Raw genomic sequence first — 25,162 nt, 5'->3', positions numbered from 1 at the left:
CATGAAAAATAAAATCTTATTCATAAAAATTACTTTATCTAATCAGCGATCACAAAAGATCACGGTTATCCCATTAGATAATCGGAGATCTAAAAGGTAAGCACAATAAATTAGATTAATAACAACACGGGGATAAATAACATGAAAGTCATAACAGGTAAAAGCCTATTAACAGGCTGTATTGTCATGATGATGAGTCACTCACTGTGGGCGCAAGAGATCAAAGTGGCGATTGTGGGGGCAATGTCTGGTCCAGTTGCGCAATATGGTGATATGGAATTTACTGGCGCCCGTCAGGCAATTGCAGATATCAATGCTAAAGGGGGCATTAATGGCAATAAGCTGGTGGGCGTTGAATATGATGATGCGTGTGACCCGAAACAGGCTGTGGCCGTCGCGAATAAAGTGATTAATGATAACATTCGTTATGTTATCGGCCACTTATGCTCTTCGTCTACTCAACCGGCATCTGACATCTACGAAGATGAAGGTGTCATAATGATTACACCAGCGGCAACCAATGCCGATCTGACAACTCGTGGCTACCAGATGATTCTGCGTACTACCGGGCTGGATTCTGATCAGGGACCAACGGCAGCGAAATATATTGCTGAAAAGATTAAACCTCAGCGTATAGCTATTGTTCATGATAAACAGCAATACGGTGAGGGGCTAGCGCGATCTGTTCTCGATAAGTTGAAAAAAGCGGGAGCCAATATTGTCCTGTTTGAAGGCGTCACGGCTGGTGATAAAGATTTTTCGGCTCTAGTTGCCCGCCTGAAAAAAGAGAATGTGGATTTTGTCTATTTTGGCGGCTACTACCCTGAAATGGGGCAAATTCTGCGTCAGGCTAAGCAGTCTGGTCTGAATATTCGTTTTATGGGGCCGGAAGGTGTAGGTAACTCCTCACTATCCAATATCGCCGGAGCCGCTTCCGAGGGCATGTTAGTCACATTACCTAAGCGTTACGATCAGGTGCCGGTGAACAAAGCTATTGTTGAGGCGATCAAAGGTAAGAAAAGCGATCCGACTGGTCCGTTCGTCTGGACCACCTATGCTGCTCTGCAATCTCTGGCTGCGGCAATGAACCGTACCGGTAGTATGGAACCGACTGATTTGGTGAAAGACTTGAAAGCGAATCCAGTGGATACCGTAATGGGAACACTGAGCTGGAATGCTGTTGGCGATCTAAAAGGATTTGAATTCGGTATTTTTGAATGGCATGCAGATGGTTCTTCCACTTCTGTGAAGTAAAGTCATTAGAACGGTCATCAGCGCCTGTTTGCCAGGCGCTGTTATTCCAGAGGTACAACGTATGTCGGAGCAATTTCTCTATTTTTTACAACAGATGTTAAATGGAGTGACTCTGGGTAGTACTTATGCATTGATTGCCATTGGTTATACGATGGTTTACGGCATTATCGGGATGATTAACTTCGCTCACGGTGAAGTTTACATGATTGGTAGCTATGTCTCCTTTATTGTGATTGCGGCTCTTATCATGATGGGAATTGATTTGGGCTGGTTGCTGATTACTGCCGCTTTTTTAACATCAATTGTCATTGCTGCTGCTTATGGTTGGAGTATTGAACGAGTGGCTTACAGACCTGTTCGCCATTCCAAGCGCCTGATTGCCCTGATTTCAGCAATTGGGATGTCTATTTTCTTGCAAAACTATGTCAGCCTGTCACAAAGTTCTCGCGATCTGGCCTTACCTAGCCTGATTACCGGACAGTGGGTATTAGGTGAAAGTGATGGATTTTCTGCCAGTCTTAGCTCAATGCAACTGACCATCTGGATAGTGACATTTCTTGCCATGCTGATATTGACACTGTTTATTCGTTATTCCCGTATGGGACGTGCCTGCCGTGCTTGCGCGGAAGATCTGAAAATGGCCAGTTTGTTGGGGATCAATACTAACAGAGTGATTTCCTTGACCTTTGTTATCGGTGCGGTAATGGCCGCAGTAGCCGGTGTTTTGTTGGGGCAGTTCTACAGTGTGATAAATCCGTATATCGGTTTTATGGCAGGAATGAAAGCTTTCACCGCAGCAGTATTGGGAGGAATTGGCAGTATTCCGGGGGCGATGATTGGTGGCTTGATCTTGGGGATTTCTGAAGCCCTAACTTCCGCTTATCTGAGCACAGAATATAAAGATGCCGTTTCCTTTACTCTACTCATTGTTGTGCTGTTGTTTATGCCGACTGGAATTTTAGGCCGTCCAGAGGTAGAAAAAGTATGAAACATGCCAATTGGGTGAATGCCGTTATTGCCTCAGTCGTTTTATTTGTGTTGTCTGCCTTTATGATGGGAATGCAGTTGTCGCTGGACGGCACGAAGTTGGTCGTCCATCGTGCTGATGAAGTGCGATGGTTATGGATTGGTATTGGCTGTGCGATTGTTTTTCTGTTCCAGCTATTGCGTCCGGTTGTTCAGCAGACAATGAAGAAAGTGCCGATTAAAAGCTGGTCGTTGCCGGATTTCGATGGCTCAACTAAAAGGCAAAAGTTACTGGCAATATTGGTCATTATTGCTGCAATTGTCTGGCCGTTTATTGTCTCCCGTGGTAGTGTTGATATTGCTACGCTGACGTTAATTTATGTCATGCTAGGGTTGGGTTTGAATGCCGTGGTTGGTTTGTCGGGGTTGCTGGTACTTGGGTATGCAGGTTTTTATGCTATCGGTGCTTATACCTACGCTTTGTTAAGTCACTATTACGGATTAGGGTTTTGGCAAAGCTTGCCGCTGGCGGGGTTAACGGCGGCTTTATCGGGGCTGTTGTTAGGCTTTCCGGTATTGCGATTGCGAGGTGACTATCTGGCAATTGTTACCCTTGGTTTTGGTGAAATTGTTCGCATTCTACTGTTGAATAATACTGAAATAACCGGTGGTCCGAATGGTATCAGCCAGATCCCAAAACCGACTTTCTTCGGGTTGGAATTTAACCGCAGTGTGAAAGAGGGAGGTTGGGACACTTTCCACAACTTCTTTGGTTTGAAATACGATCCTAGTGATCGGGTCATCTTCCTCTATCTGGTGGTGTTACTGTTGGTAATACTGACAGTATTTATTATTAATCGGCTACTGCGTATGCCATTAGGCCGGGCATGGGAAGCGCTGCGTGAAGATGAGATTGCTTGTCGCTCTCTTGGTTTAAGTCCAACCCGAATTAAACTGGCTGCATTTACTATCAGTGCTGCATTTGCTGGTTTTGCCGGTACTTTATTTGCTGCCCGGCAGGGGTTCGTCAGCCCGGAGTCCTTCACTTTTGTTGAATCTGCTTTTGTGCTGGCGATTGTAGTACTCGGAGGGATGGGTTCACAGACTGCGGTGATTCTGGCGGCCGTTTTGTTGGTGGTTTCCCGTGAGATGATGCGTGACCTGAATGCCTACAGCATGTTGCTGCTAGGGGCAATGATGGTATTGATGATGATTTGGCGCCCGCAAGGGTTGCTACCGACAAAACGCCGTCATGTTAAATTGGAACGGCAGGTACAGAGAGGAAAGCAAGCATGAGTGCAACGCCATTATTGCAAGTTTCCGATCTGACCATGCGCTTCGGTGGCTTGCTCGCGGTTAATAACATTGCCTTGAGGCTAAATCAGGGGGAAATTGTTTCTCTTATTGGCCCTAATGGTGCCGGGAAAACCACGATCTTTAATTGTCTGACAGGATTTTACTGTCCGACTAGCGGTACCATAAAGCTGCGAGAAAAGCATCTGGAAGGGTTATCTGGGCAGGCCATTGCACGTATGGGCATTATCAGAACATTCCAGCATGTGCGGTTGTTCCGAGAGATGACGGTGATTGAAAATCTATTAGTAGCGCAGCATCAGCACCTGAAAAGGGGTCTTTTTGCCGGTCTTTTTAAAACGTCGGCATTCCGCCGGGCAGAATCTAAGGCTGTAGATTGGGCCATAACTTGGTTAGAACGGATTGGTTTATTACCACTGGCAAACAGACAGGCCGGTAATCTAGCATACGGTCAGCAACGGCGTTTGGAGATTGCCCGCTGTATGGTAGCTCGTCCGCAGATTTTGATGTTGGATGAACCTGCTGCGGGGCTGAATCCAAAAGAGACAGCAGAGCTTAATGCTTTAATTGCTGAACTGAGGGAATATCATCAAGTTTCTGTATTGTTGATCGAGCATGATATGAAATTGGTGATGGGAATATCAGATCGTATCTATGTTGTTAATCAGGGAATGTCTTTAGCGCAAGGACGGCCAGAAGAGATTCGTAACAACCCGGATGTTATCCGGGCATATCTGGGTGAGGTGTATTAATTATGTTGGAATTTAATCGGGTATCTGCCCATTATGGAGAAGTTCAGGTATTACATCAGGTCAGCCTGAATATTCAGCAGGGGGAAATCGTCACTCTAATTGGTGCAAATGGCGCAGGAAAAACAACGTTGCTCAGTACCTTATGTAGTGAACCCAGAGCAACCGAAGGTTCCATAATTTTTCGTGGTAAGGAGATCACCCAATGGCCGACATCTCGTATTATGCGTGAGGACATTGCGATTGTTCCCGAGGGGCGCAGAGTGTTTGCTCGTATGACAGTGGAAGAGAATTTGGCAATGGGCGGCTTTTTTGCTGATAGGACTCAGTATCCGCAGCGCCTTGAGCGGGTTTATGATTTATTCCCGCGTTTACAGGAAAGGCGTCACCAGCGGGCTGGAACGATGTCCGGTGGTGAACAGCAAATGTTGGCAATTGGTCGCGCTTTAATGAGCCAGCCACAATTATTGTTGCTGGATGAGCCTTCATTGGGATTGGCGCCGATAGTGATTATTCAGATTTTCGATACTATTCAGCAGTTGAGGGAAGAGGGGATGACAATCTTTTTGGTTGAGCAGAATGCAAATCAGGCGTTGAAATTGGCTGACCGAGGATATGTATTGGAAAACGGTAAGATCGTACTAGAAGACAGTGGATCTGCATTATTGGTTAATGAAGCTGTGAGAAATGCGTATTTGGGAGGATAGAGACATATTCTTTTTCACAGGAAAGGAATTAAGATGGTTGATTATCCTCGTAGTACTGGGAAGGTTGTTTTTCCCAAGGTGAGGACGCCATTAATAATGCTTTAAGTTTGGTATTAGTTGGGGTCGGGGCAACGAGTGTGGTTTCAAATGCCTTGAAACCCGCCCTTATTTTTTCTGGGTTTTTTTGTCATATTTTAAGCTATATAGTTTATTGGTGGAGTAATGAAAGGTCAATTAATTGTATTTAGTATATTTGAGTAGCTAAAATATACAGTCAAAATTATTTTTCTATTATTAAGCTAACTTTCTTTCATCAGAAAGAGAATGATTTTAAGAATGTTCATCTGTTATCTTGTAGAAGATATAATCAATTGGTAATAAAAATATTATTGATGCGGATATGGCAGAAATATATTTTGTTGTCATTTTAACGTTGTGAGTGAATTTGGTGAATTATTATATTTCACCGGATAAAGGTAAATTTGTAAAATAAAGAATAGAATTATATAGCGCTATAGTAACCAATATTAATATTATAAATTCAGGTGAATAACATAATGGTAATAATTTCTATTTAAATTTTTTATATATGTTTTTTATATGTATTTTTTATATATCATATAATTTCAATAACTCTTAAATAATAGTAATTTAATTGAAGCAGAGCGTTGACATGAAATATATATCTGCTATAGTTTTTTATTATCGTGGTTTGTTTCAGATATGTCTCATTAATGACATTAATTATAATATGGATATCTTATTGTTCTGGTGAGTTATTGTGGTATGTAAAGTCCACATAATATATTGGGGAATTAAATTTCAAAGGTAATAGCGGTTCTATAATGGTTAAAGAGTATCTTTAATTAAGTGGTAATACTGTGTTCTGAAAATATTTATATGTAAGTTGAATGAGTCTTATTTAAATTTGAATGAGGAAAATAAATATGTCTAGAATAACTATTGTTGTTGATTCAGATGAACAGAAAGCAGAAGTTTACTCTAATTCCCCTGTTCCAGTATATAAAGACTTAAATGCAGTTGGTCCTTTGAGTGAACTGACTATATCACCTCATGCTAGTGTGGAAGTATTTAGAATAGATACGCCAATAATTCCAGAATCCAGAAAATCTCTGAGAGTTGTCAATACAGGGCTAGCAAATAGTGTTACGGCTAAATTTTACTGGTCTCATAGTTTTACCTCTGAATGGTTTGAGTCTGGTTCGATAGATGTAGGATTAGGAGAAGATAAGGTATTAAATGTGCCTAGCAACTCCTTTTATTATAGTAAATTTGTTATCTATAATAACTCGGATAAAGTTGCTTATGTGACGGCAAATTTGGTCTAAACATCTTATCTTAATTGAAGGGTTTCATTATGCAGACAGAAAATGTTTTAGACATAAGAACCATTGTAGCTAATGAATATGCGGTAAAAACGAGTGCATTAGAGTGGGATGTTACTGACATTGTAAAAAATGCAATCATCGGGGGAATCTCTTTTATACCCTCAGTTGGCCCTGCTATATCTTTTTTAGTCGGTTTATTCTGGCCTCAATCGAAAGAAAATATATGGGAAGGGATTGTCAAACAAATTGAAAGGATGATAGAGGAGTCTGCGTTAAAGACGATTAAAGGTATCCTTGCAGGTGATATTGCATATATACAAGAGCGGATGGCAACCGTTGCTGATCTTCTTGATAAGCACCCAGGATCAGAAGAAGCGAGGAGTGCTTTTAATAACCTAGCAGAAAATATAGACGGTTATCACAAAAAATTTAATAATTTTTCCGATGATGTTAACTATCAGATATTACCCATGTTTTCTACTACGGTTATGATGCAGATAACATATTGGGTTGCTGGTTTAGAGAGAAAAGATGAAATTGGGCTTAGTAATATCGATATTGAAAAAGTCCGAGGATTAATTAAAAAGACGGTAGAACAGGCTAATAGCTATATTAATAATATATATGATAGAGAGTTAAATGATGCTCTTAATAACTCGACGGCTGATACTGTTGCAAATAATGTGATGTCTGTTCATGGTCACTGTCGTTTACATGGAATTGAATATATCAGTATTTGGGATAGATTAAGTGAAGCTGAGTCTGTAAATAATAGAATCTATGTTGATGTTTTAAGTTATTCTACTTTCTTTGACCGTCAAACAGCAAAAGCCAGAATTCAGGCATTGACTCCAGAGAAAGATATGGCTCCACCTCTCAAACCGGCTCTTAATGGAGGAAAAAGAAGAAAGATAGATTCGTTAACGGGACATATTGTGCGTATTGGCGGGGCAGCGAGGGTCGGAGGTCTGACAGTTGTATTTGATGATGGTAGTCGCCATCAATTAGGTACAATATCTGGTGAGACGTCATCTATTTCTCTGAATGGTAGTCGAATTACCAGTTTGGAAGTATGGGGCAATGGTGCTGTTGATCAAGCGGTCTTTACTTTGAGAGATGGTCGTTCGTTGTCATTAGGTTCTCCTGGAACATCTCGGTATAGGAAATTTCATGTCGGTGAAAGCCACTATATTGCAGGGATATATTTGTCCAGTGATTACAGCCCATTAGCCGGTCAGGCAGCAAATATTGCTGTATCTTATCAACTGATAAATGACGATGAAAAATAATAGCTTTTAATAAGTATATTTTATATACGTAGAGTGTTATTAGCTTTTATTTGATTATCTTCTTTATTTGATACATTTGCCGGCATCTCTGTTCATATGGTGAATCATGCTTTTGATGTCGGCAATTTTTGTATATTATCTCAATAACTATTTACTTTAATAACTATTTACTTCAATAACCACGTTCCTTATAAGCAAACATATATTCCCTTGGGGATCGACCGGTCATTTTTTTGAAAAAGAGGATGAAAGCGCTATCACTGGAAAACGCTAATTCATTAGCGACAGATGACAAATTTCCCTGTTTTGCCAGTAATTCTATAGATTTGATCAAACGCCACTGTTGCCGCCACTGCTGGTAACTCAATCCTGTTTCTCGGCGAAATATCCGACTGATGGTTTTCTCACTGGCGCCGATATTCATGGCAAGTATTTTGAGTGGTGGTGGCAGTGTGGTCAGAGGAATACGGGCCAAACGACGGTCGAAAGGGAGCGGTAATAATGTCGGTTCTCTTTTTGCCAGATGGATTTCGTCAAGGCAGACGGCCAATAGGTTAGCAGCAGCTCCATGTAACCAATCTGTATTAAAGGGAGCCAGCGCTATTCGTTCTAATACTGCGCGTAACAGAGGTGTAACTTCCAATACCTCAACGTGTTCCGCTAAGTATCCGATTTGATTTACATCCAGATAAATTGAGCGGTATCCGACGGATTCTTTTATTTCTGCTCTATGAATAATACGCGGTGGAATCCAGGCAACCCGAGTTGGTGGAAGTATGCATAGGTGATCTGCCAGGGTGATATTAATGCACCCTTGTTGGGTAAATAATAATTGCCCCATTTCATGTTGATGAAATCCTGAGTCATGATGACCTAGTTCGGCTGCAATCCCCACTACCGGTACTCCAAGGCTATCAGGATCAAAACTATCATCACGAGAAAGCCATGTCATATTTATGTCCTATTTAATAAATAAATTGTCTTTATTATTATAATGTGACAACTGATGGAGTGCTAATTTACGCTTATTGTCTAACTGATTAAGAAAAATACAATGCAACGTAAAATTGGACTTGTACTGGCAACAGCGTTAATGATGTTTCCACAAATTGTAGAAACCATCTATAGCCCGGCGTTAACCGATATCGCAAAGGAATTTAAAGTGAGTGCCGAACAAGCCGCTCAAACTTTATCTTTATATTTTTTTGCTTTCGCCATCGGTGTGGTGATTTGGGGACGTTTGTGTGATCTCATAGGAAGACGGCCAACGATATTGAGTGGATTATTACTCTATAGCGGTGCTTCATTAGTGGCATTACTGAGCCGTCAGTTTGAGTTGTTATTGGCGGCCAGAATGTTATCTGCATTTGGGGCCGCAGTGGGCTCGGTAGGAACTCAAACAATAATGAGAGATTCTTATCAAGGAAGTGAATTGGCTCGTGTGTTTTCTATCGTGGGCGTAGCTTTGGCAGTAAGTCCGGCAGTTGGCATGATAAGTGGTTCTATTTTGGTGTACTTCTGGGGATATAAAGGCGTTTTTTTGGGTTTGTCTTTACTCGCGGTATTACTGTCAAGTTGGGTTGCTATTTATCTGCCTGAAACCCGTCCGGTAGCAGTGGCGATAATACCACTCACAAGTACTTTACTTATGATGCTCAAGGATATGGCAATTTGGCGTAATGCCCTGTTGATAGCCCTCTTTAACCTATGTTTGTTCAGTTATTACCAATTAGCTCCATTTAATTTTGAACGGTTAGGATTCTCTCCTGAGATGTTTGGTTACACAGGATTATTTTTGGCATCGGGAGCAGGTATTGGTGCTTGGTTGAATAAACTCTTGCTCAACAAACAGTGGAATTCATCAAATTTAGTGTTTCTTGCCTCTGTTATTGTTCTGATTGGTGGTGGATTGATAATGGTTCTGGAAGATACTTGGTTGTTTATTCTGCCTATGATTTTGATTGTTGTGGCTTACGGAATTGCAATTCCTAACATCCTGGCTTCTGCATTGATTAATTATACGGATAGATTGGGAACAGCAGGAGCATTATTGGGTTTGCTATATTATTTGATGTTAGGCACAGGTCTTGCGCTAGCGGGTTGGAACCAACATCTTGGTGTTGTCTTGATATGTTGTGGTTGTTTTATCTTATTGTTGGCTGTAACCAATTATTTCATTTTAATGAAAGCTGAGAATAACCTATCAGTTACAGAATGACCTGACATTGGGAAGATTTGGAATTATGGTAAACCAATCAAGCAAAAGAAAGGTTCAATGCAGATTTTATAATTGCCAGGCAACTAAATAATCTGCATTTTATTGCGTAAGGCCCCCAAAATTCGGCATTACTTTTTTTGGTTTGGCAAAAAAGGCACTTTACCAAGAGGTACAGCGCCTTTTTTAATGAACTAACTTTAGTAATTAGTTCATGCCATATTTTTTCAATTTCTTACGCAGTGTGCCACGGTTGATGCCCATCATCAGGGCAGCGCGTGTTTGGTTGCCACGGGTGTATTGCATCACCATGTCCAACAATGGCTGTTCCACTTCAGCCAATACCAGCTCATACAGATCATTAACATCTTGACCATTTAATTGAGCAAAATAGTTCTTCAGTGCTTGTTTAACTGAATCACGTAAAGGTTTTTGAGTTACCTGATCTTGTGAATTTACAGTAGCAACGGTTAGTACGTCAGAATTTACGCGTTGTTCGAACATAGTTCTGTCAGCTCTTTTCTTTATATTACGCAAAATTTTCGAAATATGCCCCCAACACCTCCAGCTGTTCGCTGGCATCCTCTATGGTGTTGAATGTGCGCCGGAACTGGTCATCAGGAGCATGTTCCCGGAGATACCAAGATACATGCTTACGTGCGATACGGGCTCCCTTGCCTGGACCATAAAAGTCGTGCAATTCCCGTACATGCTCGTTCATCAAATGCTGTACTTCGCCAATCGGCATCGGTGACAGCAGTTCTCCTGTTTCCAGATAATGCTGGATTTCCCGGAAGATCCAGGGTCTTCCCTGAGCAGCGCGGCCTATCATCAGGGCATCAGCCCCGGTGTATTCAAGCACTGCTCTGGCTTTAAGCGGGTCAGTGATGTCACCATTGGCAATAACCGGAATGGCAACAGTCTGCTTAACTGTCCGAATATTGTCGTACTCTGCCTCTCCGTTAAATAAGCAGGCACGAGTCCTGCCGTGGATCGTCAGAGCTTGAATACCACAATGCTCGGCCAATTGGGCAATCTTTACACAGTTTTGTTCTTCTGGCGACCATCCAGTGCGAATTTTTAGCGTAACAGGAACATCTACTGCGTTTACAACGGTAGAAAGAATTTTTTCCACCAATTCTGGGTAACGCAGTAAAGCTGAACCTGCCAGCTTACGATTCACTTTCTTGGCTGGACACCCCATGTTGATATCAATGATCTGAGCACCATTAGCGACATTAATCTTCGCTGCTGCTGCCATTTCATCAGGATCACTCCCAGCAATTTGCACGGAACGAATGCCCGGTTCGTCACTGTGAACCATACGTAGCCGGGATTTGTCTGTCTTCCAGACCTGTGGGTTGGAAGAAAGCATTTCCGATACTGTCATACCTGCACCCATTTTGTAACATAGCGACCGAAACGGGCGGTCAGTTATGCCAGCCATTGGGGCCGCAATAAGACAGTTTTTCAGCTGGTATTGTCCGATACGCATAAACGAAGAAAGAGTGGCCATACTGTGACTGCAAGGGCGCGTATATTACGCATTTTTCGCAAAATATGAAAGGCCAAACTTTGAGCAAATCGTCATTTGTTACAACTTTTTTCCAACTTTTCTTCTGGGATAAACATAATTATTCATAAATAACATGGTGTTATATGTTATTGGTAAAGTTTATCACTTAGGATATTTCTATCAGCAAGTTTACTGATAGCACGGATTACCATCAGTAAGTGATCAAAATTCACACTTGCAATAGTATCAAAATAAAATAATTTTAATTTGTTACTATCTTTACCCCAGATATCCGACACCACTCTTCCTGTTCCGCAACAGGATCGATTGCGAATTTATCAGTATAGGCATGAATAACACTTTCTGCCTGATTTGTTAAAATACCCGATAGACCTAACAGGCCACCCGGTTTTGGTAATGCACCAATCACAGGGGCGAGTTCACGCAGAGGGCCTGCCAAAATATTAGCAATTACTACATCAGATTCAAGATCGGTTGGTGCATCTTTCGCCAAATATAGCGTTAAACGCTCCAGAACGCCATTACGTTCTGCGTTGTCTCGGCTGGCCTGAATAGCTTGTGGGTCGATATCTATGCCAATAGCGTGCGTTGCACCGAGCTTTAGCGCAGCAATTGCTAATATGCCGGAACCGCAACCAAAATCGATAACCGTTTTACCTTCCAGATTGAGACTGTCCAGCCATTGCAAGCATAATGATGTGGTTGGGTGAGTGCCTGTACCGAAAGCCAGTCCAGGGTCCAGTATAACGTTGACTGCGTTTGGGTCCGGGACATCGCGCCAGCTTGGACAAATCCACAAGCGCTCGCCAAAACGCATTGGGTGGAAGTTATCCATCCATTCACGCTCCCAATCTTTGTCTTCCAATTGTTCTATTTTATGAATAAATCCTTCACCCAACTCAGGAACTTGTTCGAGCTGACTGATCACAGCTTTCATATCGGTTTCAGCATCATACAATCCGATGACATCGGTATCTCCCCATAAACGGGTCTCGCCCGGTAAGGGTTCGAATACAGGATTATCGTGGCTGTCTTGAAAGGTGACTGAGACTGCGCCATTTTCCATCAGAGTATCTCCAAGGGATTCAGCGAGCTGTCCTGTGGTATTTAATCGAAGTTGTATCCAAGGCATAAAAAATTTTCCTTTAATGAGGTCTGAGCGCTTTTTGCGGTAATCGCTGACCGAGGGCATTGCCCATCCAGAAAGCCAACAGGCTAAGTAGCAATGATGGCACGATCGGGTGGAAGCCCAATAGATGGATATTGAAACTCGCGAGCAAAGTATAGCTTGTTGCCCCTGTAATCATTGAACTGATAGCGCCATAGGCATTGGCTTTTTCCCAATACAGGCCCAAGACTAATGGCCAGAGAAATACGGCTTGTAAGCCACCGAAAGCCAGTAGATTCAGCCAGATAATCATCTCGGGTGGGCGCCAGGCGGCTAAAAGTAGCAACAAACCAAGAATCAGGGTAGAAAAACTGGAAATCCGAGCCAATTTTTTTTCCTGTACGATTTGTTGTGGAAACAAGTTTAGGTAGAGATCTTTGACGATTGTTGCAGAAGATTGCAGCAGTTGTGCATTAATTGTGGACATAATGGCGGCCATCGGCGCGGCCAGAAAAATTCCGGCAGCGAATGGCGGCAATACAGTGATCATCAGTGTTGGGATCACCTGATCGGGAATGGTCAGATCAGGAATAATGGCTCGACCAATTGCGCCAGCTAAGTGCATACCAAACATCAGGATTGTCATGACGATGGTTCCGATGATAATCCCACGATGAACAGCTTTGCTATCGCGGTAGGAGATGCAACGGACGGCGGTGTGAGGCAACCCAATTACCCCAAAACAGACCAGTACCCAGAACGATGCCATGAAAGGCCCGTCAAGGATATGGTCTGCGCCTTGTGGGGAAACCAGATCAGGATTAATTGCGCGTAATGTGGTAACCGCTTCCGACAGACCGCCTGCCTTATAGATAATCGCTACCAGCAGTAGAACAGTGCCTAACAGCATTACCAGCCCTTGTAGGGCATCATTGAGGACACTCGCTCTGAACCCTCCAAATGCGGTATAGAGAGCGATAGAGATACCGAAAATCATTAATCCGGTGCCATAAGGGATACCCGCAGCCGTTTCCAGCAGGCGTGCGCCGCCAATAAACTGAACGGTCATCGCGCCGACAAAAGCGACTAAAAGACTTAGGCTGGCAAACCAAACCAGAAAACGACTGCCATAACGGGCATACAACATGTCATTAAGGGTAACGGCATTATAGCGGCGGGCGAGAATGGCAAATTTCTTACCTAACACTGCCAGGGAAAGCCATATTGCCGGCAACTGAATCAGCGACAGTAATACCCATCCCAGACCATATTTATAGGCGGCTCCCGGTCCGCCGATAAATGAGCTGGCGCTGATATAGGTAGCGGTAATGGTCATTGCCAATACAAAGCCGCCCATTGAACGGTTGCCAAGGAAATACTCAGTCAGAAAGGAGCCTTTCTGGTGGCGTCGATAAGCGTAAACTGACAGCAGAAATACCAATGCAAGATAGCCAAGCAGAGGTAAGATAACTTCACTTTGCATTCTCATCCTCCAGCGGGACTTCTTTGAAAATAAACTTCACCATTAACCAGCAGAAGATAATGAATACAACTGGTAGTAACAAACATGCCATTTCAAACCAGCGAGGTAAGCCGGTGACACCGGGATCATCACTGGGTAAATAGGCTGTCAATAGCCAGCCAATAAGGTAAGCGAGCGTTAGGAACACTGCCCAAAGGGCTTCTTTATGGGATTGAACAAATCGTTTGTCCATTCGTTCTTCCGGCAATTAAATAAGATGGGAAGAGAAGGATTGTACGGCAAGATGCGAATTCATTCAGGAAAAATGTGATAGCTTGTCAAGCGAGAGCGTTGCTGGCGGGAAAATTTGGGGAGAAGGTATTCTTAACATGGCGGCCATCTCCGTCGGGTGAACGGAATTTAATTAAAGCAAAGCGCCGGATAAAAAAACAGCGCTTTGTCAGTAATCCGAGCAGGCTATGTCCATATACAGCCCATATATGGACTCATTGGTGATTTGGGTATATTCTTTCATTGGGAGTTGTATATCATTATTGGAGAACGCTATGACCCTATTTACTTCGCCACGCATAACTACAGTATCAGCATTCAAGAAAGAACTGGCTTCTATGGATGTTTCCGACCCCGTAATCGTCACGCAAAATGGAGAACCTCTCTACGTGGTTCAAGATCCTGTTCAGTTTGAAATGCAGCAAGAGCAGATGGCCCTGTTACGACTGCTATCTTTTGCTGAAAAGGACGTGCAAGCAGGCCGAACGGTTTCATCTGCCAACCTTAGGGCTGGGCTGAAAGGATTGGTTGATGAGATTTGAGTACTCTTTTGCATTCCGGGACCAACTTCATGATCGGTTCTACTATTTGGCAAGACATATAGGCCAAGTCGCTACTCAAGAGCTTCTTGATAGTTTCATTGCTGGATTTGAGGGAAGGGTAAACGGCCATCCTGAAAGCACTCCATTATGTATAGAAGCAGCAGATCTTGGTTTCACCACTTATCACGATTATGTTGACCTCAAACTCCAGTTGAGAGCTATTTACCGTTTTTCTGAGTCAGAAGGTATCGTTTATCCATTACTGTTTTTAAGTACCAAGCAAAGTATTAGGCAGGCGCTTATTCAATACTGCCTACGCCAGTGACTGCTCCCCGCCGCCTGTAATTCTTTCGCGCCCTTGCGCTGGATGTTGATCGTTGCGTTGATATCACGATCATGTTCGACACCACAGCAAGGATAATCCACAGTAGAAGTTTTTAAAATCCCGATAATGTGACATATGAAAGGCAATCACGATGGTCGTATCGCCATGTCGATCTCAAATTCTGGATGTCCGACCAGAAGCCAGAGAGTCACTTCTTGTTCAGCTTTTGCCAGCGCTGGTACACCTTGATAGCGCTTTCGTCCTTCTTTTGGATCATGGGCAGGCGGCGTTCCTCGATGGGCTTCGCGTACTCTGCGTAGAACGTATCCAGCTCGAAGTACTTGCGATCATCCTTGTAGAATGGTGCGTAGTCTTCGCGTGTGGTGATGTAGATAACCTGTTTCGGGCTACAGTAGTAGAGTGAGCCTAGGCACATAGGGCAGGGGCTGGCGAGAATGTAGATATCGCAGTCGGTCAGGTGCTCGGTTCCGAGCTTCTTGCACGCTTCTCGTACGGCCAGGATTTCCGCGTGTGCGGTCGGATCACAGGTCTGTGCTACCAGGTTCGGGCTTTCAGCGATGATGTCGCCGTCACGTACGATCACGGTGGCGAACGGCCGACCTCCTTGCTCCACATTTTTCATCGCAAGGTCGATAGTGCGTTTTACAAAATTCATAGGAAAAACCTCATTAAAAATAGATTGAATCAAAGCGTGGTTGCCGACTCAGAGAGTTCGTGCTGGAATTTCAGAAAACCTTTGATGATCTCTTTCATGGTTGATCTCTGTGTCGTGTAACGAAAAGATGGATTGAAGATTACTTTCGGATATCCATAAGGTAAAAGACTGATTTATTATGCACTCCATAGGCATACCTTATGGAGACCCACATGCTTTTACGACATATCAACTATTTTCTTGCCGTGGCTGAGCACCACAGCTTCACGCGTGCCGCTACAGCCTTGCATGTGTCTCAACCGGCATTGTCGCAGCAGATTAAGCAGCTTGAGGAAACCCTTGGGGCGCAACTGTTTGATCGGACCGGACGTACCATGCGGCTGACGGATGCTGGCGAGGTCTATTTCCGCTATGCACGACGGGCATTACAGGACTTGGAGGAAGGAAAGCGTGCGATCCACGATGTTAGTGATCTGAGTCGCGGTTCTCTGCGCGTTGCCGTCACGCCGACGTTCACAACTTATCTTATCGGCCCCTTGGTCAAGTCGTTCCACAATCTCTATCCCAACATCACGTTAACGGTTCGGGAGATGTCGCAGGAGCGCATTGAAGAGCTTCTGGTCGATGACGAACTTGATGTCGGGATTGCGTTTGATGAGATCCACTCGCCTGATATCGATGCACAACGACTTCTGGTGGAGACGCTAGCGCTGGTCGTTGGTAAGGAGCATCCCCTTGCAAAGTGTCGAACGATGAGTCTGAAAGCCCTGAACAACGAGTCTCTGGTTCTCCTCACGTCTGAGTTCGCTACACGGAAGCAGATCGATCGTTATTGTAGGCAGAACGACATTTGTCCCCGCGTTTTGATGGAGGCCAATTCGCTAAGCGCTGTCATTGAGATCATCCGACATACAAGCCTTGCCACGTTGCTGCCGGCAAAGATTGCCTGTGATCGGGAGGAATTGGTTTCGATTGTTCTAACCCCCTCACTGCTACAAAGAACGGCGGTTCTCATGCAGCGAAAAGGAGCTTACCAGACGGCGGCGGCGCGGGCGTTTATCGAGCTTGCGCTGGAATATTAATGTTGGTGTTACTATTTTTTAATTGATATTTACATGAGTTTATTTTTGTAAAAGTTAATTATTTAATAAGTTGTATAAAAGTATCTCACTATCTGGAGAAATTATTTATAGAGTAAAAGATTATTAATTTAAAAAGTGGGTGGGATAAGGTATTGAGACTGTAATTTAAATAGTGTAAATCCAGTTTAAATTACAGTCTCATCCCACTTTGAGTTTTATCACGAGCAGGTTTTAAACTGTTGTTTAAAATCACTGTTTTAATTTAGAGTTTTAATCAGTTAGTGTTTTGACTGTTTGTTACCACTTTTACCACCTGATTTTTATTAAGTTTAATCACTATAGGATATCATGTTTTACGTTAAACCAACGTTAATCATACCCTTTACTGACGCTGTTTTACCGGCAATTCTGAGTAGTTTTAATAAATCACTACCCTTGATGTTTTTTCAGATAATCCCTCGTTTTTTCAGGATGTTAATCCTGCCATATTAATCGTTTTATCCATTTTTTTATTGCGTTGTTTTTATGGTTTTCTTCATAAAATAACGATGAGAAAGCGCATTAATATCCATCTGTTCGGATAATATTCTTTTGCATGCTAATTTCTTTTCGACTTTCTTTTAATGGTTAATGATTTCGATTAAATACAATTAACTCTCCTTTTGAAAAGTTGCATGTATTTAGTTAAATCCGCCTTTTATATTAAAAGCTTTAATATCTCTGTATTTAAGCTTTTAAATGGTCATAGTAGATTAGGTAATTATAAAATAAACGGAGTATAGCATCGCTGATAAATGCATTAAATATGGCAAAGAGTAAACTGTTTTTTAGTCATTCTGTCTTGCTTAAAAATCTGGTATTAATCGGAACCTATTTTTTAACCTTTATCTGATAGATAACTGAGTTAATCACCGCTAAAAAGGTGCTTACGATCGCCAAAAAAGGGAAATAGCTCATTTCTTTAATCATCTTTAATGCTTTTAAACGTTTTTGTTCTTTTTTTCATATCTAATCTAAAAGCCTCTCAGTTTTTTTAATGACTATCCCCATTTTGCGTAAACTCTTTTCAGGCATGCAAAATCTTTTGTTTGAGAAAATTTTTTTAATGCGGTTAATAGATTTAAAAGCCGTTTTTCCTGATGTTTTCTCTTCCAATATCAGTATAGTACCGAGTTTTTTACCTGCTTTAAAAAATCTTTAATGACTTTCGGTTTTACCTTTAATGACTAACTTTTTTACCGGTTTTTTCGTGATGCGTTTGCCCTTTTTACAGATTCTAAAATCACACTGATTTTACCTCAAGGTGGGTTTTTAAAGTGGTGGTAAACGCCGTTTGGCGAACAGAACTCAATTAAAACAAAGTGTCGGCTAAAAAGCAGCACTTTTTCAGTAAGTTGAAGGAGCGTTTAAACGCTCCTTCAAAGATATTAATGTCATTAAACCGGTTTTAAGTTTCCTGTAATCCCAGTTTTTTCTCCAGATAGTGGATATTAGTGCCACCATTCTGAAAATTTTCATCATTCATTATCGCCTGTTGAAGCTCGATATTTGTCTTGATGCCATCAATGATCAATTCTGCCAATGCGTTTTTCATACGAGCAATGGCATTGTCACGATTTTCACCGTAAGTAATCAGCTTACCAATCATTGAATCATAGTAAGGGGGGACGGTGTAACCAGCATAAATATGCGATTCCCAACGTACACCAAATCCACCTGGTGAGTGGAAACGGGTAATTTTACCTGGGCTTGGCAGGAACGTGTTCGGATCTTCGGCGTTGATACGACACTCAATAGCGTGACCACGAACAACAACATCTTTCTGCTTAATTGAGAGTGGCATACCTGCGGCAATCCGCAACTGTTCTTTAATCAGATCAACACCGGTAATCATTTCTGTAACGGGATGCTCGACCTGAATACGGGTGTTCATCTCAATGAAATAGAATTCGCCATTTTCATACAGGAATTCGAAAGTACCGGCGCCACGATAGCCAATTTCGATACACGCGTTAGCACAGCGTTCACCAATGCTGCGACGCATTTCTGGCGTGATGCCTGGTGCAGGGGCTTCTTCGACAACTTTCTGGTGACGGCGTTGCATAGAACAATCACGTTCAGCCAGATAAATGGCTTGACCTTGACCGTCGGCCAATACCTGGATCTCAATATGACGTGGATTCTCAAGGAATTTTTCCATGTAAACCATATCGTTATTGAAAGCAGCTTTTGCTTCCGCACGGGTCATATTGATTGATTGTTCCAGATCTTTATCGCTGCGGACGACGCGCATACCGCGACCGCCGCCGCCGCCAGACGCTTTGATGATGACAGGATAGCCGATGCGTTTAGCGAAGGCTTTGTTTTTCTCTGTGTCATCAGACAATGGGCCATCAGAGCCAGGTACACAAGGAACGCCCGCTTTTTTCATCGCATTGATAGCAGAAACCTTATCACCCATCAGGCGGATCGTTTCTGCTTTTGGACCGATAAAAATAAAGCCGGAACGCTCAACCTGTTCAGCGAAATCTGCGTTTTCAGACAGAAAACCGTAGCCAGGGTGAATAGCCACAGCACCAGTGATTTCTGCCGCAGAAATAATTGCCGGGATATTCAGGTAGCTTTTTGCAGAAGCTGCCGGGCCAATACAGATAGTTTCGTCTGCCAACAGTACGTGTTTTAAGTCACGATCCGCAGCTGAATGTACCGCAACGGTTTTGATCCCTAACTCTTTACAAGCTCGCAGGATACGCAGGGCAATTTCACCACGGTTAGCAATTACAATTTTATCAAGCATGGGAACGCCTCGTTATTCGATGACGACCAATGGCTCGTCAAATTCAACGGGTTGACCGCTTTCCACAAGAATCGCTTTAACCACACCTGCTTTGTCGGCTTCGATCTGGTTCATCATTTTCATTGCTTCAACGATGCAGAGGGTATCACCCACATTGACACGGTCGCCGATGTTGATAAATGGTTTCGCATCCGGACTAGGCGTACGATAGAAGGTACCTACCATTGGGGAACGAACAACGTGACCGTCGATTGCAGCCGATCTGTCGCTGATTGTTTCTGGTAGAGCCTGAGAAGGCGCAACAGCACTAGCCAGCGCAGGTTGTTGCGCTTGAACGGGAATATATTGTTGAGCTGCCGGAAAACTCTGGGGGGCTAATGCGCGGCTGATGCGCACTGACTCTTCCCCTTCAGAAATTTCCAGTTCAGAGATGCCAGATTCTTCAACCAGCTCGATCAGTTTTTTTATCTTACGAATATCCATGAGTGTGATTCCGTACTCTTCTGTTTAATTAGTTGAGTTTTGACAAGCGGTTTACCGCTGCCTGTAATGCAAAGCTATAGCCATCTACCCCTAAACCGCAGATTACACCAACAGCAAGATCTGAAAGATATGAGTGATGACGAAATGGCTCGCGCGCGTGAACATTGGAGAGGTGGATCTCAATAAATGGGATCTTCACTGTCAGCAATGCATCACGCAGTGCCACGCTGGTATGCGTGAATGCAGCAGGGTTAATCAAGATAAAATCAGTATTACCCTGTGCAGAATGAATTCTATTTATCAGCTCAAATTCTGCATTGGATTGCAGGTGACTGAGTTTGCCCCCTAATTGATGGGCCTCTTCAGACAATTTGCTGACGATATCACCAAGTGTTAAGTTGCCATAAATATCAGGCTCCCGGGTTCCTAACATATTTAGGTTAGGGCCGTTAAGGAGTAAAATGTGAAACTTGTCTGCCATTGTGCTGGTATCTCCGGCAATTTGTCAACAATGTGCCAACATAATCCGATATTAGCGATTTGTCATCTTTTTGTAACAGCCACTTAGTTCATTTCGGCGATAAAGCGCGACATTATAATGATATCGTAGCATTTGGCAGCTAAATACTGGTCTTATCAGAAAAAATGTCAAGAATAAAACCACTGTACTTTAGAGGCTAATCACAATTCTTAACGAACTCTTACTAATGTACGTCCTGTAACTTGGTTAGCTATCAATTTATTGGCGTATTCCACGGTTTGGTCCAGTATTATCTCCGTCGTTGCCCGCTGATAAAAAGAAGCAGGTAATAGCTTTTGCAGGCGTTGCCACACGGCAGGTCGCTTGGCTGATGGAACCGTGACGGACTCTACGCCTTGCAGACGTACGTTACGTAAAATAAATGGCATCACTGTTGTTGGCAGATTTGCATTACCGGCGAGGCCACAGGCGGCAACGGTACCGTTATAGTGAGTTTGAGCCAGTATTGTCGCCAGTACATTATCGCCTACCGTGTCGATAGCTCCGGCCCAAAGTTGTTTTTCCAGTGGGCGAGGAAGTTGGCTAAATTCATGGCGCGGCAAAACCTTTTTTGCCCCTAGGGATAACAAATATTCATGATTTTCTGGTCTGCCGCTAACGGCAACAACGGAATAGCCAAGTTGTGAGAGTAGCGCTATCGCCGTACTGCCTACACCACCACTGGCGCCTGTCACAATAACATCACCACTTTCTGGTTTAACGCCGCCTTGTTCCAGGGCGATAACGCACAGCATGGCGGTAAAGCCAGCAGTACCAATGATCATTGCTTGTCTGCTATCCAAATCGTCAGGTAAAGGTGTCAACCATTCCCCTGAAACTCTGGCTTGTTCCGCCAGTCCACCCCAATGATTTTCTCCTACACCCCAGCCGGTTAATAATACATGCTGACCGATATGAAAACGGGGATCTTCGGTACTGTGTACAATGCCAGAGAAATCAATACCCGGTATCATTGGGAATTGGCGGATAATTTTTCCTTTACCTGTAATGGCTAATGCATCTTTATAGTTCAGTGTTGACCAGTGAATATCGACGGTAACGTCTCCCACGGGAAGATGAGAAACATCGACTTCTTCTATAGACGCTGATAATTGGTTCTGTTGTTGTTTGAGTAGCAGGGCTTTCATTATTGTTCCGTTCTCTGTAATTGATTTTGTCATTCAATTAAGGATAGATAAAAATGGGTGATTTACATAAGGTATATAAGAAAAAATAAAGTGTTGATGGATTATAAAACAGAATTTATTTGCATTTTTATCTGTAATCCCATTGTCATATTCCAGCTTTGTTGCATATGGCGTTCTATTTCAGAAAATTCTGTTTTTTATTATTTTTTAGCAGAAAGTATTGTATTTTAGTCACAGTTTATTACATCATTAATTGTTCACTACACAGACTATGTACTTGCAGTTAAGTATAGGTAATGGTGAGCCGAGGTATGGGTCTAATGTGAGCTTATCGGAATAGCTATTGGTCAAAAAGCAGCAGCGGATTTAGCCGGTACGGTACCAGTGGCGCCATAATGCGGAATTATGCAAAATCAGGTGGTTCTTGCATTTCGTTATGGAACAATTGGTAAAATTAACCCATTTTTATGCAGTTTTTTTCTGCTCCGTTTGGGAGAAGTAACGTAGAATATCGCGTTGTTGATATGAATAACGTAGCCACTTTTTTATTGAAGCAGGTGCTTGTGCGCCTTGTCGCTGCTTCATGTGGTTGGTAGAGTAGACGGGTTTCGTTCCGTCCCCAGCTTGCAGGATTATCCTTTCGCTATGTTTAAAAAATTTCGTGGCATGTTTTCCAACGACTTGTCTATTGACTTGGGTACCGCCAATACCCTTATTTACGTCAAAGGTCAGGGTATTGTATTGAATGAACCTTCTGTTGTCGCAATCCGTCAGGATCGTGCGGGTTCATCGAAAAGTGTTGCTGCCGTTGGGCAGGAAGCAAAGCAAATGCTGGGTCGAACACCGGGTAATATTGCGGCAATTCGTCCGATGAAAGATGGCGTGATTGCCGATTTTTATGTTACCGAGAAGATGCTGCAACACTTTATTAAGCAAGTTCATAGCAACAGTTTCATGCGTCCAAGTCCGCGAGTTCTGGTTTGTGTACCTGTTGGCGCAACTCAGGTCGAGCGTCGGGCAATCCGTGAATCGGCGCTCAGTGCCGGCGCTCGTGAAGTATTTTTGATTGAAGAGCCTATGGCTGCGGCGATTGGCGCTGGCTTACCTGTTTCTGAAGCCACTGGCTCAATGGTTGTGGATATTGGCGGCGGTACTACGGAAGTGGCGGTTATCTCTTTGAATGGGGTTGTTTATTCATCTTCTGTACGTATCGGTGGAGATCGCTTTGATGAGGCGATTATCAATTACGTTCGCCGTAATTATGGTTCACTGATTGGTGAAGCAACGGCTGAGCGTATTAAGCACACGATCGGTTCTGCTTATCCTGGCGATGAGATGTTGGAGATTGAAGTTCGTGGTCGTAACCTGGCAGAAGGTGTACCACGCGGCTTTACGCTTAACTCCAACGAAATTCTTGAAGCTCTGCAAGAGCCTTTAACGGGTATTGTCAGTGCGGTTATGGTCGCCCTTGAGCAATGTCCGCCAGAATTGGCTTCCGATATTTCAGAACGAGGCATGATCTTGACTGGTGGTGGTGCATTATTGCGCAATCTTGACCGTTTACTGATAGAGGAAACGGGTATTCCTGTCATTGTTGCGGAAGATCCGTTGACGTGTGTTGCCCGTGGTGGTGGAAAAGCACTTGAAATGATCGACATGCATGGCGGTGAGCTCTTCAGCGAGGAGTGAGTGTTAACTTGCAAGTGAGGGAGGAATGACGGGTAGCTCAGACCTCCTTGCTATTGCTGTCTGGGAATTCCATTGTTTATGAAACATACAGTTTGGAATAGCGCAGCTTATGAAGCCAATTTTTAGCAGGGGGCCTTCCCTGCAATTACGACTTTTCTTTGCTGTTATTGTTGCCATTGCTTTGGTTGTGGCAGACAGCCGTCTTGATGCTCTCAGTAAAGTCCGTAATTATATGGATACGGTAGTCAGTCCATTTTATTTTCTCGCCAATGGCCCGCGTCAAGTGCTTGATGGTGTGTCAGAAACCCTTGCCTCCCGTGAACAACTTCGATTGGAAAATCGTGCTTTACGCCAAGAATTATTGATGAAAAACAGCGATATGCTGTTATTAGGGCAGCTTAAACAGGAAAATTCCCGCTTGCGTGAGCTATTGGGATCGCCTTTACGTCAGGATGAACACATGATGGTGACGCAGGTGATCTCCGGTAGGGCTAATCCTTATAGTGATCAGGTCGTCATCGATAAGGGATCAAGAGAAGGCGTTTATGAAGGGCAACCTGTTATCAGTGATAAAGGCATTGTGGGTCAGGTGGTTGCTGTCAGTCAGTTTACTAGCCGGGTATTACTGATTTGTGATACGACCCATGCTTTGCCAATCCAGGTCTTACGTAATGATATCAGGGCGATTATTGCCGGTACGGGTTGTGCTGATGATTTGCAGTTTGAGTCACTACCAAGCAACACAGATATTCGGGTTGGGGATGTGCTGGTGACTTCTGGGTTAGGCGGCCGTTTCCCGGAAGGTTATCCGGTGGCGGTGGTTTCGTCAGTTAAAGTCGATAATCAACGGGCTTATACGGTGATTCACGCTCGGCCAACGGCGGAATTACAGCGTTTGCGTTATTTGCTGTTATTGTGGGGAGCGGATAATAATCCATCCGAACCACTGCCTCCCTCAGAGGTTTATCGTGTAGCTAATGAACGTTTAATGCAAATGATGCCTCAGGTATTGCCGCATGCAAATGAAATGGGACCGCCAGCGCCATCGTCTGTTTCTGATGAAACAACCAAGACAACAGAAAGAGTGAAAAATGCTGAATCGACAATAACGTCTGCTAAATTTATAAATTCGGGAAATCGTTAATGAATCAATACCGGAGTCATGGGCGTTGGGTCATTTGGTTATCTTTCTTGATTGCAATGGTGCTGCAAATTATGCCGTGGCCGGAGCAAATTTATATGTATCGGCCAACCTGGTCGGCACTATTGTTGATTTATTGGGTGATGGCGTTACCTCATAGAGTCAGCGTTGGTACTGGTTTTGTATTGGGGATCATCGTAGATTTGATTCAGGGGGCGACACTGGGTGTTAACGCTTTGTCTTACAGCCTTGTGAGTTATTTGGTGTCATTTAAGTTTCAATTATTCCGCAATATGGCGCTTTGGCAGCAGGCTTTGGTCGTCGTTGCTTTATCGATACTGATGGATTTCAGTGTTTTTTGGGCGGAATTTTTGTTATCAAATGTTGCTTTTCATCCAGAAGTATTCTGGAACAGTTTGGTCAATGGTATTCTTTGGCCGTGGTTGTTCCTGTTAATGCGAAAAATCCGTCGTCAGTTTAATGTACATTAGTGGTCGGATCGCCGTTTTTAATGTCCT

At 43.3% G+C, this 25,162-nt stretch carries 25 protein-coding genes; 14 read left to right on the top strand and 11 right to left on the bottom strand.

Translation table 11 applies throughout. The features are described from left to right. The first annotated feature begins 141 nt into the window (after window positions 1–141). The 7 genes from B0X70_RS20615 (at window position 142) to B0X70_RS20585 (ending at window position 7,628) form a co-directional block, all read left to right on the top strand. Window positions 142–1,254 carry a branched-chain amino acid ABC transporter substrate-binding protein gene (locus B0X70_RS20615; RefSeq protein ID WP_040149259.1) on the top strand — a complete coding sequence of 371 codons (1,113 nt, stop codon included), beginning with the start codon at window positions 142–144 and terminating at the stop codon, window positions 1,252–1,254. A 61-nt stretch (window positions 1,255–1,315) separates the two neighbouring features. Then, on the top strand, window positions 1,316–2,242 hold the full coding sequence (livH, locus tag B0X70_RS20610) for a high-affinity branched-chain amino acid ABC transporter permease LivH (RefSeq protein ID WP_217470263.1): 927 nt from the start codon (window positions 1,316–1,318) through the stop codon (window positions 2,240–2,242). Next, window positions 2,239–3,516, top strand: coding sequence for a high-affinity branched-chain amino acid ABC transporter permease LivM (locus B0X70_RS20605; RefSeq protein ID WP_217470262.1), 1,278 nt, complete (start codon window positions 2,239–2,241; stop codon window positions 3,514–3,516). Before livH ends, B0X70_RS20605 begins: the two co-directional genes overlap by 4 nt. Further along, a complete protein-coding gene (gene livG / locus B0X70_RS20600; protein ID WP_214040314.1) occupies window positions 3,513–4,286 on the top strand; it encodes a high-affinity branched-chain amino acid ABC transporter ATP-binding protein LivG in 774 nt (257 codons plus the stop codon). Before B0X70_RS20605 ends, livG begins: the two co-directional genes overlap by 4 nt. A 2-nt stretch (window positions 4,287–4,288) precedes the next feature. Further along, window positions 4,289–4,990: a high-affinity branched-chain amino acid ABC transporter ATP-binding protein LivF gene (livF, locus tag B0X70_RS20595; protein ID WP_217470261.1), complete on the top strand. Its 702-nt coding sequence runs from the start codon at window positions 4,289–4,291 to the stop codon at window positions 4,988–4,990. A 947-nt stretch (window positions 4,991–5,937) separates the two neighbouring features. Continuing rightward, entirely contained in the window at window positions 5,938–6,339 is a 402-nt protein-coding gene (locus B0X70_RS20590; RefSeq protein ID WP_110091358.1) for a hypothetical protein, read from the top strand. Window positions 6,340–6,368: 29 nt separating this feature from the next. Next, the gene (locus tag B0X70_RS20585; RefSeq protein ID WP_105394658.1) at window positions 6,369–7,628 is read left to right on the top strand and encodes an insecticidal delta-endotoxin domain-containing protein; all 1,260 of its coding nucleotides are present in this window, start codon (window positions 6,369–6,371) and stop codon (window positions 7,626–7,628) included. Between the two features lie 172 nt (window positions 7,629–7,800). Here the strand turns inward: B0X70_RS20585 and B0X70_RS20580 are convergent, their stop codons facing one another. After that, a complete protein-coding gene (locus B0X70_RS20580) occupies window positions 7,801–8,580 on the bottom strand; it encodes an AraC family transcriptional regulator (protein WP_214040311.1) in 780 nt (259 codons plus the stop codon). A 102-nt stretch (window positions 8,581–8,682) separates the two neighbouring features. On the opposite strand from B0X70_RS20580, the gene B0X70_RS20575 reads away from it, so the two are divergent. Further along, the gene (locus B0X70_RS20575) at window positions 8,683–9,846 is read left to right on the top strand and encodes a Bcr/CflA family efflux MFS transporter (RefSeq protein ID WP_217470260.1); all 1,164 of its coding nucleotides are present in this window, start codon (window positions 8,683–8,685) and stop codon (window positions 9,844–9,846) included. Between the two features lie 204 nt (window positions 9,847–10,050). On the opposite strand, the gene fis is transcribed toward B0X70_RS20575, so the two are convergent. From fis to B0X70_RS20550, 5 genes are all read right to left on the bottom strand, one after another. Next, complete coding sequence (fis, locus tag B0X70_RS20570) at window positions 10,051–10,347, bottom strand: DNA-binding transcriptional regulator Fis (RefSeq protein WP_010847912.1); 297 nt, start codon at window positions 10,345–10,347, stop codon at window positions 10,051–10,053. 25 nt (window positions 10,348–10,372) lie between these two features. Beyond that, a complete protein-coding gene (dusB, locus tag B0X70_RS20565) occupies window positions 10,373–11,338 on the bottom strand; it encodes a tRNA dihydrouridine synthase DusB (RefSeq protein ID WP_036776082.1) in 966 nt (321 codons plus the stop codon). Window positions 11,339–11,621: 283 nt separating this feature from the next. Continuing rightward, window positions 11,622–12,512 carry a 50S ribosomal protein L11 methyltransferase gene (prmA, locus tag B0X70_RS20560; protein WP_217470259.1) on the bottom strand — a complete coding sequence of 297 codons (891 nt, stop codon included), beginning with the start codon at window positions 12,510–12,512 and terminating at the stop codon, window positions 11,622–11,624. Between the two features lie 13 nt (window positions 12,513–12,525). Then, entirely contained in the window at window positions 12,526–13,971 is a 1,446-nt protein-coding gene (gene panF, locus B0X70_RS20555; RefSeq protein WP_217470258.1) for a sodium/pantothenate symporter, read from the bottom strand. Then, entirely contained in the window at window positions 13,961–14,203 is a 243-nt protein-coding gene (locus tag B0X70_RS20550) for a YhdT family protein (protein WP_036809321.1), read from the bottom strand. The genes panF and B0X70_RS20550 overlap by 11 nt, the downstream gene beginning before the upstream one ends. A 313-nt stretch (window positions 14,204–14,516) precedes the next feature. Here B0X70_RS20550 and B0X70_RS20545 point away from each other — a divergent pair, with 313 nt between their 5' ends. After that, entirely contained in the window at window positions 14,517–14,783 is a 267-nt protein-coding gene (locus B0X70_RS20545; protein ID WP_228998715.1) for a type II toxin-antitoxin system Phd/YefM family antitoxin, read from the top strand. Continuing rightward, entirely contained in the window at window positions 14,773–15,108 is a 336-nt protein-coding gene (locus tag B0X70_RS20540; RefSeq protein WP_036809317.1) for a hypothetical protein, read from the top strand. Before B0X70_RS20545 ends, B0X70_RS20540 begins: the two co-directional genes overlap by 11 nt. Window positions 15,109–15,316: 208 nt before the next feature. Here the strand turns inward: B0X70_RS20540 and B0X70_RS20535 are convergent, their stop codons facing one another. Beyond that, window positions 15,317–15,784, bottom strand: a complete 468-nt coding sequence (locus B0X70_RS20535; RefSeq protein ID WP_040149294.1) for a nucleoside deaminase — start codon at window positions 15,782–15,784, stop codon at window positions 15,317–15,319. A 212-nt stretch (window positions 15,785–15,996) separates the two neighbouring features. Here B0X70_RS20535 and cynR point away from each other — a divergent pair, with 212 nt between their 5' ends. Further along, window positions 15,997–16,866, top strand: a complete 870-nt coding sequence (cynR, locus tag B0X70_RS20530; protein ID WP_036809313.1) for a transcriptional regulator CynR — start codon at window positions 15,997–15,999, stop codon at window positions 16,864–16,866. Window positions 16,867–18,313: 1,447 nt separating this feature from the next. On the opposite strand, the gene accC is transcribed toward cynR, so the two are convergent. The 4 genes from accC to acuI all read right to left on the bottom strand — a co-directional run bounded on the left by accC (window position 18,314) and on the right by acuI (window position 21,814). Further along, window positions 18,314–19,663, bottom strand: coding sequence for an acetyl-CoA carboxylase biotin carboxylase subunit (gene accC, locus B0X70_RS20525; RefSeq protein WP_036809310.1), 1,350 nt, complete (start codon window positions 19,661–19,663; stop codon window positions 18,314–18,316). Window positions 19,664–19,675: 12 nt separating this feature from the next. After that, on the bottom strand, window positions 19,676–20,146 hold the full coding sequence (gene accB / locus B0X70_RS20520) for an acetyl-CoA carboxylase biotin carboxyl carrier protein (RefSeq protein WP_036809307.1): 471 nt from the start codon (window positions 20,144–20,146) through the stop codon (window positions 19,676–19,678). A 28-nt stretch (window positions 20,147–20,174) separates the two neighbouring features. Beyond that, on the bottom strand, window positions 20,175–20,627 hold the full coding sequence (gene aroQ, locus B0X70_RS20515; protein ID WP_036809304.1) for a type II 3-dehydroquinate dehydratase: 453 nt from the start codon (window positions 20,625–20,627) through the stop codon (window positions 20,175–20,177). A gap of 209 nt (window positions 20,628–20,836) precedes the next feature. Further along, window positions 20,837–21,814: an acrylyl-CoA reductase (NADPH) gene (gene acuI / locus B0X70_RS20510; protein WP_217470257.1), complete on the bottom strand. Its 978-nt coding sequence runs from the start codon at window positions 21,812–21,814 to the stop codon at window positions 20,837–20,839. Between the two features lie 645 nt (window positions 21,815–22,459). Here acuI and mreB point away from each other — a divergent pair. From mreB to mreD, 3 genes are all read left to right on the top strand, one after another. After that, a complete protein-coding gene (gene mreB, locus B0X70_RS20505) occupies window positions 22,460–23,503 on the top strand; it encodes a rod shape-determining protein MreB (RefSeq protein WP_011148194.1) in 1,044 nt (347 codons plus the stop codon). A 109-nt stretch (window positions 23,504–23,612) separates the two neighbouring features. Further along, a complete protein-coding gene (mreC, locus tag B0X70_RS20500) occupies window positions 23,613–24,647 on the top strand; it encodes a rod shape-determining protein MreC (protein WP_036776005.1) in 1,035 nt (344 codons plus the stop codon). Then, a complete protein-coding gene (gene mreD, locus B0X70_RS20495) occupies window positions 24,647–25,135 on the top strand; it encodes a rod shape-determining protein MreD (RefSeq protein WP_217470256.1) in 489 nt (162 codons plus the stop codon). Before mreC ends, mreD begins: the two co-directional genes overlap by 1 nt. The last annotated feature ends 27 nt before the right edge of the window (window positions 25,136–25,162 follow it).

Source organism: Photorhabdus akhurstii (assembly GCF_019090985.1).
GTDB lineage: Bacteria > Pseudomonadota > Gammaproteobacteria > Enterobacterales > Enterobacteriaceae > Photorhabdus > Photorhabdus akhurstii.
Note: the sequence above shows the minus strand (reverse complement) of the source record. Positions and strands in the feature narration are given on the sequence as shown.

Excerpts from the sequence above, each read along its gene's own strand:
- B0X70_RS20615 (WP_040149259.1), top strand. The coding sequence starts at position 142 with ATGAAAGTCATAACAGGTAAAAGCCTATTAACAGGCTGTATTGTCATG.
- livH (WP_217470263.1), top strand. The coding sequence starts at position 1,316 with ATGTCGGAGCAATTTCTCTATTTTTTACAACAGATGTTAAATGGAGTG.
- B0X70_RS20605 (WP_217470262.1), top strand. The coding sequence starts at position 2,239 with ATGAAACATGCCAATTGGGTGAATGCCGTTATTGCCTCAGTCGTTTTA.
- livG (WP_214040314.1), top strand. The coding sequence starts at position 3,513 with ATGAGTGCAACGCCATTATTGCAAGTTTCCGATCTGACCATGCGCTTC.
- livF (WP_217470261.1), top strand. The coding sequence starts at position 4,289 with ATGTTGGAATTTAATCGGGTATCTGCCCATTATGGAGAAGTTCAGGTA.
- B0X70_RS20590 (WP_110091358.1), top strand. The coding sequence starts at position 5,938 with ATGTCTAGAATAACTATTGTTGTTGATTCAGATGAACAGAAAGCAGAA.
- B0X70_RS20585 (WP_105394658.1), top strand. The coding sequence starts at position 6,369 with ATGCAGACAGAAAATGTTTTAGACATAAGAACCATTGTAGCTAATGAA.
- B0X70_RS20580 (WP_214040311.1), bottom strand. The coding sequence starts at position 8,580 with ATGACATGGCTTTCTCGTGATGATAGTTTTGATCCTGATAGCCTTGGA.
- B0X70_RS20575 (WP_217470260.1), top strand. The coding sequence starts at position 8,683 with ATGCAACGTAAAATTGGACTTGTACTGGCAACAGCGTTAATGATGTTT.
- fis (WP_010847912.1), bottom strand. The coding sequence starts at position 10,347 with ATGTTCGAACAACGCGTAAATTCTGACGTACTAACCGTTGCTACTGTA.
- dusB (WP_036776082.1), bottom strand. The coding sequence starts at position 11,338 with ATGCGTATCGGACAATACCAGCTGAAAAACTGTCTTATTGCGGCCCCA.
- prmA (WP_217470259.1), bottom strand. The coding sequence starts at position 12,512 with ATGCCTTGGATACAACTTCGATTAAATACCACAGGACAGCTCGCTGAA.
- panF (WP_217470258.1), bottom strand. The coding sequence starts at position 13,971 with ATGCAAAGTGAAGTTATCTTACCTCTGCTTGGCTATCTTGCATTGGTA.
- B0X70_RS20550 (WP_036809321.1), bottom strand. The coding sequence starts at position 14,203 with ATGGACAAACGATTTGTTCAATCCCATAAAGAAGCCCTTTGGGCAGTG.
- B0X70_RS20545 (WP_228998715.1), top strand. The coding sequence starts at position 14,517 with ATGACCCTATTTACTTCGCCACGCATAACTACAGTATCAGCATTCAAG.
- B0X70_RS20540 (WP_036809317.1), top strand. The coding sequence starts at position 14,773 with ATGAGATTTGAGTACTCTTTTGCATTCCGGGACCAACTTCATGATCGG.
- B0X70_RS20535 (WP_040149294.1), bottom strand. The coding sequence starts at position 15,784 with ATGAATTTTGTAAAACGCACTATCGACCTTGCGATGAAAAATGTGGAG.
- cynR (WP_036809313.1), top strand. The coding sequence starts at position 15,997 with ATGCTTTTACGACATATCAACTATTTTCTTGCCGTGGCTGAGCACCAC.
- accC (WP_036809310.1), bottom strand. The coding sequence starts at position 19,663 with ATGCTTGATAAAATTGTAATTGCTAACCGTGGTGAAATTGCCCTGCGT.
- accB (WP_036809307.1), bottom strand. The coding sequence starts at position 20,146 with ATGGATATTCGTAAGATAAAAAAACTGATCGAGCTGGTTGAAGAATCT.
- aroQ (WP_036809304.1), bottom strand. The coding sequence starts at position 20,627 with ATGGCAGACAAGTTTCACATTTTACTCCTTAACGGCCCTAACCTAAAT.
- acuI (WP_217470257.1), bottom strand. The coding sequence starts at position 21,814 with ATGAAAGCCCTGCTACTCAAACAACAACAGAACCAATTATCAGCGTCT.
- mreB (WP_011148194.1), top strand. The coding sequence starts at position 22,460 with ATGTTTAAAAAATTTCGTGGCATGTTTTCCAACGACTTGTCTATTGAC.
- mreC (WP_036776005.1), top strand. The coding sequence starts at position 23,613 with ATGAAGCCAATTTTTAGCAGGGGGCCTTCCCTGCAATTACGACTTTTC.
- mreD (WP_217470256.1), top strand. The coding sequence starts at position 24,647 with ATGAATCAATACCGGAGTCATGGGCGTTGGGTCATTTGGTTATCTTTC.